Source organism: Streptomyces sp. NBC_01426 (genome assembly GCF_036231985.1).
Classification (GTDB): Bacteria; Actinomycetota; Actinomycetes; order Streptomycetales; family Streptomycetaceae; genus Streptomyces.
In genome coordinates this window covers 6,074,284-6,091,880 of sequence record NZ_CP109500.1, presented here as the reverse complement: position 1 = coordinate 6,091,880, position 17,597 = coordinate 6,074,284, and the positions used below count along the sequence as shown (strand labels likewise).

At 73.0% G+C, this 17,597-nt stretch carries 17 protein-coding genes; 4 read left to right on the top strand and 13 right to left on the bottom strand.

The window, feature by feature from the left end:
- Positions 1-41 precede the first annotated feature (41 nt).
- Entirely contained in the window at positions 42-239 is a 198-nt protein-coding gene (locus OG906_RS27095; protein WP_329446491.1) for a DUF1918 domain-containing protein, read from the top strand.
- Between the two features lie 40 nt (positions 240-279).
- Here the strand turns inward: OG906_RS27095 and OG906_RS27090 are convergent, their stop codons facing one another.
- Entirely contained in the window at positions 280-1,539 is a 1,260-nt protein-coding gene (locus OG906_RS27090; RefSeq protein ID WP_329446489.1) for a glycoside hydrolase family 10 protein, read from the bottom strand.
- 155 nt (positions 1,540-1,694) lie between these two features.
- On the opposite strand from OG906_RS27090, the gene OG906_RS27085 reads away from it, so the two are divergent.
- Positions 1,695-2,597, top strand: a complete 903-nt coding sequence (locus OG906_RS27085; protein WP_266972306.1) for a 3-hydroxybutyryl-CoA dehydrogenase — start codon at positions 1,695-1,697, stop codon at positions 2,595-2,597.
- 15 nt (positions 2,598-2,612) lie between these two features.
- Here the strand turns inward: OG906_RS27085 and OG906_RS27080 are convergent, their stop codons facing one another.
- The 9 genes from OG906_RS27080 to infC form a co-directional block, all read right to left on the bottom strand.
- Entirely contained in the window at positions 2,613-3,134 is a 522-nt protein-coding gene (locus OG906_RS27080; protein WP_443067469.1) for an NUDIX hydrolase, read from the bottom strand.
- 61 nt (positions 3,135-3,195) lie between these two features.
- The gene (locus OG906_RS27075) at positions 3,196-4,533 is read right to left on the bottom strand and encodes a transcriptional regulator (RefSeq protein WP_267799967.1); all 1,338 of its coding nucleotides are present in this window, start codon (positions 4,531-4,533) and stop codon (positions 3,196-3,198) included.
- Positions 4,534-4,972: 439 nt separating this feature from the next.
- On the bottom strand, positions 4,973-7,501 hold the full coding sequence (pheT, locus tag OG906_RS27070; protein ID WP_329446484.1) for a phenylalanine--tRNA ligase subunit beta: 2,529 nt from the start codon (positions 7,499-7,501) through the stop codon (positions 4,973-4,975).
- On the bottom strand, positions 7,501-8,628 hold the full coding sequence (pheS, locus tag OG906_RS27065; protein ID WP_053681918.1) for a phenylalanine--tRNA ligase subunit alpha: 1,128 nt from the start codon (positions 8,626-8,628) through the stop codon (positions 7,501-7,503). The genes pheT and pheS overlap by 1 nt, the downstream gene beginning before the upstream one ends.
- 164 nt (positions 8,629-8,792) lie before the next feature.
- The gene (locus OG906_RS27060) at positions 8,793-10,010 is read right to left on the bottom strand and encodes a sensor histidine kinase (RefSeq protein ID WP_329446482.1); all 1,218 of its coding nucleotides are present in this window, start codon (positions 10,008-10,010) and stop codon (positions 8,793-8,795) included.
- 56 nt (positions 10,011-10,066) lie between these two features.
- Entirely contained in the window at positions 10,067-10,924 is an 858-nt protein-coding gene (locus OG906_RS27055; protein WP_329446480.1) for a TrmH family RNA methyltransferase, read from the bottom strand.
- Between the two features lie 198 nt (positions 10,925-11,122).
- Entirely contained in the window at positions 11,123-11,509 is a 387-nt protein-coding gene (rplT, locus tag OG906_RS27050; protein WP_007263143.1) for a 50S ribosomal protein L20, read from the bottom strand.
- A gap of 101 nt (positions 11,510-11,610) precedes the next feature.
- Positions 11,611-11,805, bottom strand: a complete 195-nt coding sequence (gene rpmI, locus OG906_RS27045; RefSeq protein WP_030387121.1) for a 50S ribosomal protein L35 — start codon at positions 11,803-11,805, stop codon at positions 11,611-11,613.
- Between the two features lie 105 nt (positions 11,806-11,910).
- Entirely contained in the window at positions 11,911-12,642 is a 732-nt protein-coding gene (gene infC, locus OG906_RS27040) for a translation initiation factor IF-3 (protein WP_053681915.1), read from the bottom strand.
- Between the two features lie 350 nt (positions 12,643-12,992).
- Between infC and OG906_RS27035 the strand changes: the two genes are divergently transcribed.
- Positions 12,993-13,370, top strand: coding sequence for a DUF1844 domain-containing protein (locus OG906_RS27035; protein WP_267799963.1), 378 nt, complete (start codon positions 12,993-12,995; stop codon positions 13,368-13,370).
- 85 nt (positions 13,371-13,455) lie between these two features.
- On the opposite strand, the gene OG906_RS27030 is transcribed toward OG906_RS27035, so the two are convergent.
- The 3 genes from OG906_RS27030 to OG906_RS27020 are packed head-to-tail and all read right to left on the bottom strand — an operon-like array spanning position 13,456 to position 16,162.
- Positions 13,456-14,196 (bottom strand): SseB family protein, encoded by a 741-nt coding sequence (locus OG906_RS27030; RefSeq protein ID WP_329446476.1) that lies wholly within the window; start codon positions 14,194-14,196, stop codon positions 13,456-13,458.
- Positions 14,197-14,198: 2 nt separating this feature from the next.
- Positions 14,199-15,386 carry a type VII secretion-associated serine protease mycosin gene (gene mycP / locus OG906_RS27025; protein WP_329446474.1) on the bottom strand — a complete coding sequence of 396 codons (1,188 nt, stop codon included), beginning with the start codon at positions 15,384-15,386 and terminating at the stop codon, positions 14,199-14,201.
- A complete protein-coding gene (locus OG906_RS27020; RefSeq protein ID WP_329446472.1) occupies positions 15,383-16,162 on the bottom strand; it encodes a hypothetical protein in 780 nt (259 codons plus the stop codon). The genes mycP and OG906_RS27020 overlap by 4 nt, the downstream gene beginning before the upstream one ends.
- A gap of 231 nt (positions 16,163-16,393) precedes the next feature.
- Between OG906_RS27020 and OG906_RS27015 the strand changes: the two genes are divergently transcribed.
- The gene (locus OG906_RS27015; protein WP_329446470.1) at positions 16,394-17,587 is read left to right on the top strand and encodes an amino acid deaminase/aldolase; all 1,194 of its coding nucleotides are present in this window, start codon (positions 16,394-16,396) and stop codon (positions 17,585-17,587) included.
- The last annotated feature ends 10 nt before the right edge of the window (positions 17,588-17,597 follow it).

The following is a 17,597-nucleotide window of genomic DNA, read 5'->3' as shown; positions in this document are numbered from 1 at the left end:
TGCTAGCACCGGATCAGACCGCCTTGTGAGGGAGGCCGGCTATGCGCGCGACCGAGGGCGACCAGTTGGTGCAGCACGGCAGGATCGTGGGCCAGCACGACAAGGTGGGTGAGATCACCCAGGTCCTGGGAGAGAACGGAACCCCTCCCTACCGGGTCCGCTTCCAGGACGGGCACGAGGCCGTGATGTCCCCGGGCCCCGACTGCGTCGTCAAGCACCCGTCCGAGTCCACCCAGTGACCCCGCACCACACCCGACGCACGGCCCGGCGCCGTCCGTTTCAACGCGGCGGCACGCGCGTCGGATAGTGATCGGCCACCACCCTGGCCATCGCCCCATTGGGGTCCGCGACCACCTGCTTCGCCGAGAAGTAGCAGTGGCCGCGGACCTGCGCGTGGTCCCGGGCGAAGCGGACGTGGCGCGACAGCTCCCCCGGGTCGCGCCACGCGGCGGTGGGGCTCGCGGCGTCGCAGCGGTAGAGCGCCTCCCCCACGTACAGGTCCACGCCCGTGCCCTCGACCGTGCGCGCCCACCACGGCACGAGCGAGGCGTAGTCGGCGGTGGGGTGGCCGATCTGCCAGTAGACCTGCGGCGCGATGTAGTCGATCCAGCGCTCCTTGACCCACTTGCGGGTGTCCGCGTACAGGTCGTCGTACGTGCCGATGCCCGCCCGGGTCGGGGAGCCGAGCGGGTCCGACTCCTCGTTGCGCCAGACCGCGAACGGGCTGATGCCGAACCTCGTCCCCGGGCGAACCGTGCGGAGCCGCTCGGACATCTCCCGCACCAGGGTGTCGGTGTTGTGCCGGCGCCAGTCGGCCCGGGAGGCGAAGGAGCCGCCGTACTCCTCGAAGGCCTCGTCGTCGTCGAAGTCCACGCCGTCCACGGGGTACGGGTAGAAGTAGTCGTCCCAGTGCACGGCGTCGACCGGGTAGCGGGCGACCGCGTCGAGCATGGCCCGCTGCACGAAGGCCCGCACCTCGGGCAGTCCCGGGTTGTAGTACAGCCTGCCGCCGTACGGGACCGTCCAGCCGGGGTTGCGGCGCGCCGGGTGCGCGGCGGCGAGCCGGGTCGGGTCGGTGTGGTTGGCCACCCGGTACGGGTTGAACCAGGCGTGCAGCTCCAGCCCCCGCGCATGGGCCTCGGTGACCGCCGTGCCCAGCGGGTCCCAGCCGGGGTCGACCCCCTGGGTCCCGGTCAGCCACTGGGACCAGGGCTCCAGGGCGGAGGGCCACATCGCGTCGGCGGTGGGCCGGACCTGGAGGACCACCGCGTTCAGCCGGCGCTCGACGGCGGTGTCGAGGAGCGCGAGGAGTTCCGCGCGCTGCGCGGCGGCGGAGAGCCCCGTCTCGGAGGGCCAGTCGACGTTCTGTACGGAGGCGATCCACATCCCCCGGAGTTCGGACGCGGGCGCCCCGGTCGGCACCGGCCTTCGCTCCTCCGGTCGTGTCCTGCCCGCCGCTCCGGCGGGTCCCGCCCCCGTGGCCGAGGCCAGCAGCCCCGCGCCCGCCGCCAGCAGTCCCCGCCGCCCGATGTACGTCATGTGACGACTCCGTTCCGTTCCGTGACAATGCGTTGCGTGCGCCCAGCATGCCCGCCCCGGCCCGCCGGCCGGGGCAAGGTCGGGGGTAACGTCGGGGGGCGTGGCGGGCGCCGGAACGCAGTTACCACTGCACCAGTACGGGGGACCCGCGATGGATGAGCAGCGAAAGGCACGATGTGACGGACCTCTCTACCCTCCCGACCGACATCGCACGCGTCGGCGTGGTGGGCTGTGGCCAGATGGGCGCGGGCATCGCGGAGGTATGCGCCCGCAGCGGTCTTGAGGTGATGGTCGCCGAGACCACCGGCGAGGCCCTGGAGATCGGGCGCACCCGGCTGCACAACTCCCTGATGAAGGCCGCCGAACGCGGCAAGATCAGCGAGGAGGAGCGGGACGCCACCCTGGCCCGCCTCACCTTCACCACCGACCTCGGCGAGTTCGCCGACCGCGACCTCGTCATCGAGGCCGTCGTCGAGAACGAGCAGGTCAAGACGGAGATCTTCCAGGTCCTCGACCAGGTGATCACCCGTCCGGACGCGATCCTCGCCTCCAACACCTCCTCGATCCCGCTGGTCAAGCTGGCCGTCGCCACCTCGCGGCCCGACCAGGTCATCGGCATCCACTTCTTCAACCCGGCCCCGGTGCAGCAGCTCGTCGAGCTGATCCCGGCGCTGACCACGGGCGAGGAGACCATCAAGCGGGCCGAGGCCCTGGTGCGGGACGTGCTGGGCAAGCACGCGATCCGCGCCCAGGACCGATCCGGCTTCGTGGTCAACGCGCTGCTCATCCCGTACCTGCTGTCGGCGATCCGGATGTTCGAGTCCGGCATCGCGAGCCGCGAGGACATCGACAACGGCATGGAGCTGGGCTGCGCCCACCCCATGGGTCCGCTGAAGCTCGCGGACCTGATCGGCCTGGACACGGTGGCCTCCGTGGCGGACTCGATGTACGCGGAGTTCAAGGAGCCGCTGTACGCCGCTCCCCCGCTGCTCCAGCGCATGGTCGACGCGGGCCGCCTCGGCCGCAAGACGGGCTCGGGCTTCTACCCGTACGCCTGATCGTCCGGAGACGGCCTAGCCCAGCCGCAGGTGATGCAGGAGCAGCAACCCGGCCGCCATGTTGGCGGCCGGGATCTCGCCGCGCGCGATCATGTCCGGCACCAGCTTGAGCGGGACCCACTCGCGACGCGAGGACTCGAAGTCGTCCTCGGGGTGGCCGATGTACCTGGCCCCGTCCGCCCAGTAGAGGTGGTGGCGGGCGTCGGTCAGCCCGTTGGAGGGCTCCACGGTCATCAGGTGGTGGAGCGGGCCGGGCCGCCAGCCCGACTCCTCCTCCATCTCGCGGGCGGCGGCGACGGCGATGTCCTCGCCGTCCTCGACCACGCCGGCGGGCAGTTCCCAACCCCAGCTGTCGGTGATGAAACGGTGCCGCCACAGCAGCAGCACCTCGTTGGCCGCGTTGACGGCCGTGGCGACCGCCACCGGGCGCAGCCGGATCACGAAGTGGTCCAGGTGCCGGCCGTCGGGGAGTTCCACATCCGCGAGGTTCACATCGAACCAGCGGTTCTTGTACACGGTCTGCTCGCTCAGGTTCATCCACTGCACGGTTGTGCCACCTTCCGAATCGTCGGTGGCAACATGGCAGCAGTTCGACCCCTTACAGGGGAACGCGCAGCGCCCCGTCGATGAGCCGGGCGGTCTCCTCCGCGCTGGCACAACCGCTGGTCAGGAGCCTCTCCCTGACCGCACGCAACCGATCCCGCAGCCGTTGCGACTCCATGCCCTGGGCCCGCTCGGCCATCTCCACCGCGGCCGGCACCGCCCGGTCCGGCTCCCCCTGCCGCAACTGCACCTCGCACAGGATCGCCAGCCGGTGGACCCGGCCGCGGTCGTGCGCGGGCGTCCCGACGGCGGCCTCCGCCTGGGTGTGCGCGGCCTCCAGGTCGCCGAGGGCGAGCAGCGCCTCCGCCACCTGTACGTTGACCAGCCCGGGCTGCACGTACCCCGTCTCCGCCGGCTCGGTACCGGGTCGGATGCGCTCGGCGTCCGCCTCCGCCTGCCGGATGCACGCCAACGCGGCCGCCCCGTCGCCGAGTCGGGCGTACGCCTTGGCCTGCATCGCGTGCAGATCGGCGGCCAGCGCCGGGGTCGTGTGCCGGCCCGCGGCCCGCAGCGCCGCCTCGGCGAACGCCACCGCCTGCCGGTGGTCCCCCAGGTACAGCGACTGGTTGACGAGCAGCGCGATCACGTACGCCCCCAACCCCCGGTCGCCGCTGGCCTTCGCCATCCGCAGGGCCTGGTGGAAGTACCGCTGGGCCGCTCCGTGGGCGTCGGAGTCGTAGGCGCAGATGCCCGCGACCGCCACCAACGAGCCGGTGGCCCGGTGCAGTTGCCGGCCGAGCGCGTCGGGGTAGCTCCCGCGCAGCATGGGCGCCGTCTCGTTGCCCAGGAAGCGGACGATCCGCGCCCGGGTGGCCATCCCGCCGGCCCTGCGGTACATCAACTCGTAGTGCGCGCGGGCGGCCCTGAGGACCTCGATGTGCTCGGGCCCGATCCGCAACGGGCCGTCGCGGGAGACGTCGCAGTCCTCGGGCGGGTTCTCCCACTCCCAGACCGGCATGACGGCCGACGTGCCGGTGACCGCCTCGTCGGACCGCAGCGGGGACCGACCCTGTTCGTCGGAGCGCCACAGGGCGGCGGCCCGGTCCACGAACCCGTTCAGCGGGGTCGCGTGGGGCGCGGGCCGGCCGGTCGCGCCGAGCCCGGCGTCGTCGAGCGTGACGGGCCTGCGCAGCCGCCCGCCGAGCACCTCGCAGATCAGCACGGGCACCTGGCCGCGCGGTCGCTGCCCCTTCAACCAGCGGGAGACCGCGGTGTGTTCGTAGCGCAGGGCGAGTCCGAGGCCGCGACCCGCCTGGTTGACGTGCGCGGCGAGTCCGGCGTGGGACATGCCCGCCTCCGCGAGGAGGGCGTCGAGCAGGGCATTGGGCTGCATGGGGCCCTCCAAGGGCTCGTCCGCATCAGGCTAATGGGTGCGAGGTTCACACGGGGTGTGAAACGAGTACGCGCATAAATGCGATACGCACCCTGCCGCGAAGGTGTCCCGGAGCGCTTCACTTAAGGGCCTCGTGAAGAGGCCGCTCGGGTCGTCGGCTCCCCCTCGTACAGTGCGACGACCCGGCACCGCGCCGCCCGTTCTGTTGTCTGCCCGACACTCCACGGCAGGACGGGCGGCGCGCCACGGTTCCGCCGGCGCCCGGTTGGTCGCCGGGGGCCGGCCGGAACCGGGCCGAACGCGCACCGGGCCCATCCACCGGGTCCGGTGCGTGCGGCCGGCGCACCCGACATCGCGCTTCCACTCCTGCACCGAACGACCGAGGGGCGCGTCCGGTGATCCGGACGCGCCCCTCGGCAGGCCTGTGTCGGCGGTGCGGTCACACGCCCCGCAGCACCGCACCCGTCCGCTCGCCGGCCAAGGCCACCGCCGCGTCGCGCGCGGCCGTGGACTCCTCGGCCGTCAGCGTGCGGTCGGTCGCCCGGAAGCGCAGCGCGTACGCGAGGGACTTCTTGCCCTCGCCCACCTGCTCACCGGTGAACACGTCGAACAGCCGCAGGGACTCCAGCAGTTCGCCCGCGCCGCTGCGCAGCGCGTCCTCGACCGCCGCGGCGGGCACCGAGGCGTCCACGATCAGCGCCACGTCCTGGGTCGCCACCGGGAAGGAGGAGATCCGGGGCGCCCGGAGGGCCTCGCCGCCGGCCGCCGCGAGGCGGTCCAGGTCGAGCTCCATGGCGCTGGTGCGGGCCGGCAGGCCCATCGCCTTGACCACGCGCGGGTGCAGCTCACCGGCGTGACCGATCACTGTCTCCACCCCGTCGAGGGTGACGAGCAGTTCGGCGCACCGACCCGGGTGCCAGGGGCCGTACCGGCCCTGGCGCACGGTGAGTTCGGCGCCGGCCTCGACGGCCAGCGAGCGCGCCGCCTGGACGGCGTCGGCCCAACCGGCCGGGTATCCCTTGCCCCACCAGCCGGCCTGCTCGCGCGCTCCGGCCAGCACGACCGCGGCGTACCGCGGCTGGGCCGGCAGGGCGGCGTCGAGGGTGGCGATCTCCTCGTCCGTGGGACGCCGGTCGACGGGCAGTCGTACGGCGACACCCGGCTGCGGGCCGGCGAGGAAGACCGAACCGGTCTCGAACAGCGCCAGGTCGTGGCTGCCCCGGCTGTCGTTGCGCCGCAGCGCGTTCAGCAGCCCCGGCAGCAGCGTGGTGCGCAGCGCCGGCTCCTCGTCGGAGATCGGGTTGACGAGCTTGACGACGCGGCGGGCGGCGTCGTCCGCGGCCAGCTGGAGCTGGTCGAAGACGCCCTCGCCCAGGAACGGGTAGCTGAGCGCCTCGACGTAGCCCGCGCCGGCCAGCGCGCGGCCCACCCGGCGGTGCAGCTGCTGCCGGGCGGTCAGACCGCGACCGGAGGGCACCTGCGGCAGGGTCGACGGCAGGTTGCCGTAGCCCTCCAGCCGGATGACCTCTTCGGCGAGGTCGTTGGGCTCGGCGAGGTCGGGGCGCCACGACGGGACGGTGACGACGAGCTCGTCCTGTCCGTAGACGTCGCAGCCGATCTCCTGGAGGCGGCGGACGACGGTCTCGCGGCCGTAGTCCATGCCCGCGACGCGGTCCGGGTGGTCGGCGCTCATGGCGATGGTGCGCGGGGCGCCCGGGGCGATGAGGTCGGTGACCCCGGCCTCGGCGGTACCGCCCGCGACCAGCACGAGCAGGTCCACGGTCCGCTGCGCGGCCGCGGCGGCGGCCTGCGGGTCCACGCCCCGCTCGAAGCGCTTGGAGGCCTCGGAGGACAGCTTGAGGCGGCGGGCGGTGCGCGAGATCGACACGGCGTCGAAGTGCGCCGCCTCGATGACCACGTCGGTGGTGCCCGTGACCCGGCCGGTCTCGGGGTCGGTGACGGAGTCGGCGATCTCGGTGTTGGCACCGCCCATGACACCCGCGAGCCCGATCGGGCCGCTGTTGTCGGTGATCACCAGGTCCTCGGCGTCGAGCGTGCGCTTGACCCCGTCGAGGGTGGTGAACTTCTCGCCCTGCTCGGCACGGCGGACGCCGATGGCGCCGTCGATGCGCGAGCGGTCGTAGGCGTGCAGCGGCTGACCGAGTTCGAGCATCACGTAGTTGGTGATGTCGACGGCGAGCGAGATCGGGCGCATGCCCGCCTTCTGCAGGCGGCGGCTGAGCCAGATCGGGGAGCGCGCCTCGGGGTCGAGACCGGTCACGGTGCGCGCGGTGAAGCGGTCGCAGCCGGCCGGGTCGTCGATCTTGACGAGGTAGCCGTACGAGTTCGGCGCGGGCACGTCGAGCAGCGCCGGGTCGCGCAGCGGCAGGCCGTAGGCGGTGGCGGCCTCGCGGGCCACACCGCGCATCGACATGCAGTAGCCGCGGTCCGGGGTGATGTCGATGTCGAGGACCTCGTCGACGAGCTGGAGCAGCTCGATCGCGTCGGTGCCGACCTCGTGCTCGTGCGGCAGGACGATGATGCCGTGCGTGCCGTCGTCGCCCATGCCCAGCTCTTCGCCGGAGCAGATCATGCCGTGCGAGGTCTTGCCGTACGTCTTGCGCGAGGCGATCGCGAAGTCGCCGGGCAGCACCGCACCGGGCAGCACCACGACGACCTTGTCGCCGACGGCGAAGTTCCGGGCGCCGCAGACGACCTCCTGCGGCTCGCCGGTGCCGTTGGCCTGACCGACGTCGACCGTGCAGAAGCGGATGGGCTTGCGGAAGCCCTCCAGCTCCTCGATGGTCAGGACCTGACCGACGACGAGGGGGCCCTTGAGCCCGGCGCCGAGCTGCTCGACGGTCTCGACCTCGAGGCCGGCGTCGACGAGCTTGGCGGCCACGTCGCGGCCGGTCTCACCTGCGGGGAGGTCTACGTACTCCCGCAGCCAGGAAAGCGGGACGCGCATCAGATCTCACTCCCGAACGGCCGGGTGAAACGGACGTCACCCTCGACCATGTCTCGCATGTCTTCCACGTTGTGACGGAACATCAGCATCCGCTCGATGCCGAATCCGAAGGCGAAGCCGCTGTACTTCTCCGGGTCCACACCACAGGCGACGAGCACCTTGGGGTTGACCATGCCGCAGCCGCCGAGCTCGATCCAGCCCTCGCTGGAGCAGGTGCGGCACGGGCGGTCGGGGTTGCCCACCGACGCGCCGCGACACACGTAGCACTGCATGTCCATCTCGGCGGACGGCTCGGTGAACGGGAAGAAGTGCGGGCGCAGGCGCGTGGTGGTGCCCTCGCCGAACAGCTCCTGGACCATGTGGTCCATGGTGCCCTTGAGGTCCGCCATGGTCAGGCCCTCGTCCACGGCGAGCAGCTCGACCTGGTGGAAGACGGGCGTGTGCGTCGCGTCGAGCTCGTCGGTGCGGTACACCCGGCCCGGGCAGACGATGTAGACGGGGGGCTTGCGCTCCAGCAGCGAGCGCGCCTGCACCGGGGAGGTGTGGGTGCGCAGCACGACACCGGACTCGTCGCCCTCGGTGCCCTCGGGCCCCTGGACGAAGAAGGTGTCCTGCATCTGGCGCGCGGGGTGGTCGGGGGTGAAGTTGAGGGCGTCGAAGTTGAACCACTCCGCCTCGACCTCGGGCCCTTCCGCGACCTCGTACCCCATGGCCGTGAAGATGTCCGCGATGCGGTCCATCAGCGTGGTCAGGGGGTGCCGGGCGCCGGCCGGGATCCGGTCGTGGGGCAGCGTGACGTCCACGGCCTCCTCGACCAGCACCCGCTCGTCGCGCTCGGCCTCCAGGGCGACCGTGCGGGCCCCGAAGGCCTTGTTCACGGCGCCGCGGGCCTGCCCGACGCGCTTGCCCGCCTCGGCCTTGGCCTGGGGCGGCAGGGCGCCGATCTCGCGGTTGGCGAGCGCCAGGGGCGAGCGGTCGCCCATGTGCGCGGTCTTCGCCTCGCGAAGCTCGTCGAGGTCGCCGGCGGACGCGAAGGCGGCGAGCGCCTCGTCCCGCATGCGCTCGATCTCTTCCGGTTTCAGTGCCTCGACCTCGACAGGGTCGTACGACTTGTTCGGTGCCGACATCTCTTCCCGTACTTCCGATGGCTGGCTGGTGGATCCCCGCGCGACCCGCTCGACAGTCTCGACCGACCCGTTTCCACACAAGGACACAAAGGTGCCAAAGGTCGAGTCTAAAGGTCGCCGGGGGTGAAGGAGCCCGTCGGCCGCCTGGCGAGACCTCCGCAGGGTTACTGCGTGAGATAGGCCGGGGCGGCGACGGGCAGGATGAATCGGAACTCGGCGCCGCCGTCGGGACCGCGGCCGACCGTGATCGTCCCGCCGTGGGCCTCCACGATGCCCTTGACGATGTACAGGCCCAGCCCGGTGCCGCCGCGCTTGCTGCCGCGCCAGAAGCGGGTGAAGACGCGTCCCATCGACTCTTCGGGGATCCCGGGGCCTTCGTCGGTCACGGTGACGGCGGTTCCCTTCTCGGTCTTCCCCGCGGCGTTCGCGAAGGTGGTCGGCGACACGTCGATGGTGACGGTTCCCTCGCCGTGCCGCACCGCATTTTCGAGGAGGTTGCCGAGGATCTGGTCGATCTTGTCCGGGTCTGCCCAGAGATCGGGCAGGGGACGGCTGACGCGTACGAAGAACCGCTCGGGGGCCTGGCCGTTCGCGGTGAGCGCCTGGACGTGCCGGCCGACGGCGGTGGCGACGTCCACCGGCTGCCGGCGGACCTCCAGCCGACCGGAGTCGATCCGGGAGATGTCGAGGAGTTCGGCGATGAGGCGGGTGACGCGGTTCGCGTCGGCGTCGACGGTCTCCAGCATCAGCCGCTTCTGGTCGTCGGTGAACCGCTCCCACTTGGCGAGCAGGGTCGCCGTGAACCCCTTCACGGAGGTGAGCGGCGACCTCAGTTCGTGCGCGACGGTGGCGATCAGCTCGGCGTGGCTGCGTTCGGTGCGCCGCCTGGCCTCGGTTCCGCGCAGGGTGACCACCAGGCGGGTCAGCGGGCCGGTGGGGTGGGTGCGCACGTAGCGCGCGGAGACCAGGACCTCGCGCCCCCCGGGGAGGAGGAGGTTCCGCTCGGGCTGGCCGCGCCGGGTGGCCAGGCCTCCGTACGGGTCGGTCAGCGCCCACCAGCGGCGGCCTTCGAGGTCCTCCAGCGGCAGCGCGCGGTCGATCCGCGCCCCGATCGCCTCGCCCGCCGGGAGGGCGGTGATGCGGGCGGCGGCGGAGTTGAAGCAGACGACCCGGCCCGTGTGGTCGGCGACGACCAGCCCGTCGGGCAGGTCGTCGGGGTCGATCCCGAGACCGGCGAACTCCGACACGGGTGCCTGCCGGTCGGCGGCGCGGGCGGGCGTGGCCTGCGTGGGCACGCCCCGGGCGGCCCGGGCGGGGACGGCCGGGGGCGGCGGTCCGGCCGCCTCGGCGGCCGCCGGCGTGCTGTTCGTACCGACGCTCATGTCCCCGTACCCCACATCTCCGAGTAGCGCAGTGGGCCCCCCGGGCCGCCACATTACTAGCTGGGGGTCACGGAGCGGCACCCTCCGGGCGCCCGCTGTGCACGCGCGGAGGCGTAGAGGCACACGGCGGCGGCCGTGGCGAGGTTCAGGCTCTCGGCCTTGCCGTGGATCGGGACGCGCACGACGGCGTCCGCCAGGGCCCTGGTCTCCTCCGGCAGGCCCCAGGCCTCGTTGCCGAACACCCAGGCCGAGGGACCGCCCATGGTGCCGGCGTCGAGTTCGGCGTCGAGGTCGTCCTCGCCGGCGCCGTCGGCCGCGAGGATCCGCACGCCCGCCGCCCGCAGCCCTTCGACGGCCTGCTCCACCGGCACGCCGACCGCCACGGGGAGGTGGAAGAGGGAGCCGACCGAGGCCCGTACGGACTTCGGGTTGTACAGGTCCACGGAGGCGTCGGTCAGCACCACGGCGTCGGCTCCGGCGGCGTCCGCGCAGCGCAGCACGGTGCCGGCGTTCCCGGGGTCGCGGACGTGGGCGAGGACGGCGACGAGCTTCGGGCCGGCCTTGAGGATGTCCTCGAAGGGCGAGTCCAGGAAGTGGCAGACGCCGACGAGCCCCTGCGGGGTGACGGTCTGCGAGACCTCCGCGAGCACCTCGTCGTCGGCGTAGTGCACGCGCGCCCCGGCCAGGAGCGCGGCCTCGACGATGTCGGCGTAGCGTTCGGCCGCCTCGACGGTGGCGAACAGCTCGATCAGGGTCGACGCGCCTTCGGGGCCGCGGTGCTCGACGGCCTCGCGGACCGCCTGCGGGCCCTCGGCGATGAACCGGCGCTCCTTGGTGCGGAAGTTGCGCCGCGCCAGGCGCCTGGCGGCGGCCACCCGGGTGGATCGGGGGGAGATCAGCTCGGGGGTGCCCATGTGTCTGCGGTTCTCTCTCGGGGTCCGGGGCGTGGCTGCGCGGGTTCGCCGACGGACGGAGCCCGGCGGTCGCGGGAGCCAACGTGGTGGCGGGGTGCGAGGTCCCGCCCCGGCGGTGCGGGGCGAAAGCACACGGACCCGCAGGCGTGGAGCCTGCGGGTCCGTGGGTGCCGGTCGCGTGATGCGGCCGGCTACGCCTTAGGCAGCGGCCTTCGGGGCGTTGACGTCGGCCGGAAGCGCCTTCTGCGCGACCTCGACCAGCGCGGCGAACGCGTTGGCGTCGTTGACGGCCAGCTCCGCGAGGATCTTGCGGTCCACCTCGATGTTGGCGGCCTTCAGACCCTGGATGAGGCGGTTGTACGTCATGCCGTTCTGGCGGGCAGCGGCGTTGATGCGCTGGATCCACAGCTGACGGAAGTCGCCCTTGCGCTTCTTGCGGTCGTTGAAGTTGTAGACCAGCGAGTGGGTGACCTGCTCCTTGGCCTTGCGGTACAGGCGCGAACGCTGACCGCGGTAGCCGGAGGCCGCCTCGAGGATCGCCCGGCGCTTCTTGTGGGCGTTTACTGCCCGCTTGACGCGTGCCACTTTTTAACTCCTTGTAGCGGGGCCGTGGTTGTCTTCACACGGCCCGAATTCGATGGGGTCCCGGTCCTGACGTCCCGCTCCCGTGGTGGGAGCGGCGAGCGTCACTTGCCGAGAAGCTTCTTGATCTTCGCGGCGTCGCCGGGAGCCATCTCCGCGGTGCCGGTCAGGCGGCGGGTGACACGGGACGACTTGTGCTCGAGCAGGTGGCGCTTGCCGGCGCGCTCACGGAGCACCTTGCCGGAGCCGGTGATCTTGAAGCGCTTCTTGGAACCGCTGTGCGTCTTGTTCTTCGGCATAGCGCCGTTATCTCCTCGTCGGTGGCGCCCCCCACCGGTCCGTTGCGGGACCGGCTCGCGGGAGCGTCATGTTGTGTCGGTGATCCGAGACGGGCTGCCCCGGAATCAGGCCTCGGCAGGTGCCTCGTGAGAGGTGTCCGCCTCGTCGGAGGCTGCCTCGGCGGAGGCGACCGTGTCGTCGGCGTCCTCCGTCACCTCGACGACGTCCTCGGAAGGAGCCTCGTCGTCGGTGAGGGCGACACCCTGGCGCTCGGCCTTGCGGGCGGCCTGCGCCTCGCGGGCTTCGGCCATCGCCTCGGTCTTCTTCTTGTGCGGACCGAGAACCATGATCATGTTTCGGCCGTCCTGCTTCGGGTTCGACTCGATGAACCCGAGGTCCTCGACGTCCGAGGCGAGGCGCTGCAGCAGTCGGTAGCCGAGTTCCGGCCTGGACTGCTCGCGACCGCGGAACATGATCGTGATCTTGACCTTGTCGCCCTGCTTGAGGAACCGAACGACGTGACCCTTCTTGGTGTCATAGTCGTGCGGGTCGATCTTCGGCCGGAGCTTCATTTCCTTGATGACCGTGTGCGCCTGGTTCTTGCGCGCCTCACGGGCCTTCATGGCCGACTCGTACTTGAACTTGCCGTAGTCCATGAGCTTGCAGACCGGCGGGCGTGCGGACGCCGCGACCTCGACCAGGTCGAGGTCGTACTCCTGCGCGAGCTCAAGCGCCTTCGCAAGCGGCACGATGCCGACCTGCTCGCCGCTGGGACCGACGAGTCGTACCTCGGGAACGCGAATCCGGTCGTTGATGCGGGGCTCGGTGCTGATGGATCCTCCTCGGTAGCACCACACGACTGCCTGGCAGACAGCCGCTGACGTTATTGTCGTCAGACCAACCGCGGCGGGGAATGAAAAAAGCCCCGCCGGGCACAGGCAGGGGCTCCAAAAGACCGGAGCACCGCCGCATGCGAACGCGGGGCGCAACTCGGGCAGCTTTCCATCGTCCGTACGGAACGATGGATACCGCCTGACCGGTGACCCGCCACCCCGGAGGGCGGTCAGGTGGGAGATCGGAGCCTCCACTTGTGGGCCGGGGACATGCGTCTCCGGCCGGTCGTTAACCCAATATAGCACCGCGCGCCAGACCCGCTCACCCCGAGCACCGGTCGGCGGGCCGCGCGACCCGGCTTATCGTGTGGGACATGACTGACGCGACCCCCACTCCCGCCACCGACGCCGACCAGGCCCCCGACTACGACGCCATGACCCGCGACATCGCGGACGTGCCCGCGGTCGAGGTGATCACCACGGTGGCCGTGCACCTGCTGAGCGCCGCGGCGGTCAACCTGGGCCTGGACAAGCCGGATTCCGAGTACAAGGACCTCGACGAGGCCCGCAAGCTGATCACCGCCCTGGCCGGGCTGGTCACCGCGAGCGCCACCGAGATCAGCTCCTTCCACGCGGCTCCGCTGCGCGACGGCCTGAAGTCGCTCCAGCTGGCCTTCCGCGAGGCCTCCCTGGTGCCGGACGAGCCGGGCCAGGGGCCGGGCGAGAAGTTCACGGGTCCCGTCTTCTCCTGACCGGGACGCGTGCCGCGTCCCGCCCCGGACGCGAACGGCGCCGGCCCCCTCGGACGATTCCGAGGGGGCCGGCGCCGTTCGCGTCTCAGCGGACGTACAGCGGCTCGCCGGGCGGGGCCGGCGCGTCCGGCGGCAGCAGCGCCAGGTCCAGCCCGCGCACCAGCCGGCCGCGCAGGGTCTCGTCGGCCGCGATGGCCTCGGCCACCCGGCGCGCGGTCGCGGCCGGCTGCGCGTCGGCGGCCGGCACGATCGCGAGCGTCCCGTCGGCGTCCCCCCGGCCCGCGACCAGGTGGGCGCGGAGCACGTCGGGCTCGGCGGCCACGGCCGCCCGTACGGCCTCGCGCACGGCGGGGTCGTCCACCGGGCTCGCGCCCGTCCGGCCCTCCGCGAGGGCGAGCAGGGCCGGACGGGTCAGCTGGTAGGTCACCGGACCGGCCAGGTCGAGGACGATCGTGTCGGCCTTCTCGTGCGCCGCGGCGGCCAGGGCCTGGTGCAGCGGCACGGCGACCGGGCGGGCCGTCGGGTCCCAGAGCGCCAGCGAGGCGATCGAGGTGAAGGCGGGCAGCGCCCGCCGGTCCCCCGCCGTGAGGGTGGGGACGGCCATGTCGCTGGTCTTCTCGCGCTTGAGGCCGGTCTCCGGGTCGGTCTCCACCTCGCCGAGGACCGCGACCACGGGGACCAGCAGGCGGGCGCCCGCGAGGGCGGCCAGCACCTCCGGTTCCCGCGCCCTGTCCAGGGACCAGGCGGCGAGGGCCGCGCTCAGGACGGGATCGGCGGAGCCGTCGTCGTCGGAGAAACCGGGGTCGGGAATGTTCTTGGTCGCCACAATCAACCGACCCTATCCCGCCGCGAAACCCTCGGGCGCCGGGCCAGTACGCCGGCCAGTGCGAGCAGCACCACACCCGCGGCCGCGGCCACCGGGGCTCCCAGGCGTGCCGTGCGTTCCGGTGGGCGGACGGGCACGGGGCCGGGGCCGAAGTACTCCCGGCCGGCCGGGACGGGGGTGGGCAGCGGCGCTTCGGGGCGGAGCGCGTCCGCGGCCTGGAGGGCGGCGACCGCGTCCACCGTGCCGTGGCCGCGGGCGTCGTCGCGGCCGCCGGACGGGGCGTCGGAGGCGGTGTCCTCCAGCAGCTTCTTGATCTGCGCCGGGGACAGGTCCGGGTGCGCGGACTTGACCAGGGCCACGGTGCCGGAGACGAAGGCGGCCGCGGCGCTGGTGCCCCACGCCTCGTAGTAGGAGCGGTCGGGGTCCGCGATGACCACGTCCACGCCGGGGGCGCTGACGGTCGCGTACCAGTGGCGGGTGGAGAAGTCGGCCTTGCGGCCCTTGCGGTCGACGGCCGTGACGGCGATGACCCCCGGGTAGGCGGCCGGGTAGGAGGTGGGGTCGCCGCGCTCGCCGCCGTTGCCCGCGGAGGCGACGACGACGACGCCCTTGCCGAGCGCGTACCGGACCGCCTCGTCCTCGGCGCCCTCGTGGTGGGCGGATTCGCTGTCGTCGCCGAGCGAGAGGTTGATGACGTCGGCGCCGTGGTCGGCGGCCCATCGGATGCCCTCGGCGAGGGCCCCGGACTTGCTTCCGCGGGCCTTCGCCCGGCCCGGGTCGGCCTCTTCCAGGATCACCCGTACCGGCAGGATCCTGGCCTGCGGGGCGATGCCGAGGACGCCTTGGCCGCGGCTGGGGCCGTGGCCGCGTCCGGCGATGATGCTCGCCATCGCGGTGCCGTGCCGGGCCCAGGCCCGGTCGCCGCGGCCGGCGCCCATGCCGACGAGGTCGGTGCCGTCGAGCACGTGGCCGGCGAGGTCGGGGTGGGTGGCGTCCACGCCGGTGTCGAGGACGGCGACCGTGACCCCGTCGCCCTGGGTGGTTCCCCACGCCTCCTCCGCGCGCAGGGCCAGCAGGCCCCACTGGCGGTCCCGGATGGCGTCGGCGGAGGCGGGGTGCGCGCCGGCCGCGGCGAGGAGGGCGGCGAGGGCGAGCGCGGCGGCGGCGCGGCTCGCGGTCGGGCGGCTCACGGTCGGGCCTTCCGGTCCGGGTCGGGTGACGCGGGCGGGGCGGCCAGGGCGGCGACGGCGCGCCCCACCTCGGACGCGACGGCCTTGGCGTCGTGGCCGAGACCGGACTCGGCGACGACACCGGTCGCGTCCTGCCGGACGGCCTCCTCGGCGGGCCGGGGGGCGTCCGGTGCGCGGCCGTCGGCGAAGGCGGAGACGGTGTAGACGATCGCCGGGGCGCCCGCGATCGGGGTGGCGGTCCAGGCGGCGCGCCGGGAGTCGGAGAACCCGAAGGCGGAGGGGAGGGTCATCCGGTCGCGGAAGCCGGCCATGGTGGTGGAGTCCGCGGTGGTGAAGACCAGGCCGACGGCGATCAGGGAGCTGCGGGTGGAGTCGATGTAGGTGGCGCGGAGCACGCGGGTGCAGCCGGTGTCGGCCAGGGTCGCCCGCCAGGTGGCGTCGAGCGCGGCGGGGCAGTCGGCGTCGGGGGCGAGGGCGATCCGGGTCCAGGACCGGTCGGCGCCGTCGGGGCCCTTGTCGCGGCCGTCGAGGGCGGGCGGGAAGAGGCGGTCGACGGGGGCGTCGCGCCAGAGCGTGGCCGCCTCGCGGTAGGCGGCGTCGGGGGCCACGGGGCGGTGTGCTTCCCGGTGTTCGTTCCAGGCGGTGAACGCGGCTCCGCCGACGAGGCCGGCTCCCAGCACCCCGAACAGGACGGCGGCCGTCACGCGGGCGGGGCGTCGGCGCGGGGGCGGGTCGGTCTCGGCCAGGACCGGCGATTGCGGTGTGGACGTCGTCATCCGGCTGCTCCGCCCCCGTTCTTACGCTGCGGCCTTCCCCGTACTGTACGGGGGCTCCGGCAGGGGGGTCGAAGGGGTGCGCGGTCGACCGCGGGCTCCCCGCCTCGGTCGCCGGGGCCGCGCGCGGGGCGGGGAGCCGGGGACGCGCGCGGTCGGCGGCGGTCCTCGGCCGCGCAGGGTGGTGACTCGAACCCCCTACCCACCGGTACACCGGCATGGCAGGCTGCCGCCATGACTTCCGACCGTGCCCGGTACGACAAGGCCACCGCCCACCTCGACGCGCCGCTGGCCATCGTCGATCTGGCCGCGTTCGACGCCAACGCCGACGACCTCGTGCGCCGTGCGGCCGGCAAGCCGATCCGGGTGGCCAGCAAGTCCGTGCGGTGTCGTGTGCTGCTCGAACGGGTGCTGGCCCGCCCCGGGTTCGCGGGAATCATGTCGTACACCCTCGCCGAGAGCATCTGGCTGGCCCGTTCCGGGTTCGAGGACGTGCTCCTCGCCTATCCCTCCGCCGACCTCGCCGGTTTCGCGGAACTCGCGGACGATCCCAAACTGGCCGGGGCGATCACGGTGATGGTGGACGACATCGCCCAGGTGGAACTCATCGACCGGGCCCGGGACGGCGGTGCCCAGGAGATCCGGGTCTGCCTGGAGTTGGACACCGCGCTGCACCTCCTCGGCGGCAGGGTCCGGGTGGGCGCCCGGCGTTCGCCGCTGCGCGAGCCGCGGCAGCTCGCGGACCTGGCCCGTGCGGTCACGGCCCGTGCGGGGTTCCGGGTCGTGGGGCTGATGGGCTACGAGGGTCATGTCGCCGGTGTCGGCGACTCGTTGGCCGGGCGTCCGTTGCGGTCCCGGGCGATCCGTCTGATGCAGGCCGCGGCCCGCAAGGAGCTGGCGGCCCGGCGCGCCGAGACGGTTCGGGCCGTCCGTGCGGTGGTGCCCGACCTGGAGTTCGTCAACGGGGGCGGTACCGGCAGCGTGCAGCAGACCGCCGCCGAGGACGCGGTCACGGAGATCGCCGCCGGTTCGGGGCTCTACGTGCCGCGGCTGTTCGACAACTACACGTCCTTCCGGGGGCGCCCGGCCGCCTTGTTCGCCCAGCCCGTGGTCCGCAGGCCCGGCGTGGGTGTCGTGACCGTGCTCGGCGGCGGGTATCCGGCCTCGGGTGCGCCCGGCCCCGACCGGCTGCCCGTGCCGTACCTCCCCGCGGGTCTGCGCTACGACCCGCAGGAGGGCGCCGGCGAGGTCCAGACGCCACTGCTCGGCAGTACGGCCGACGATCTGCTGATCGGCGACCGGGTGTGGTTCCGGCACGCGAAGGCGGGCGAACTGTGCGAGCGCTTCGACACGTTACACCTCGTCGAGGGTGATCGGGTGACGGCCACCGCCCCGACGTACCGGGGCGAGGGCCGCACGTTCCTCTAGTGCCGTGACC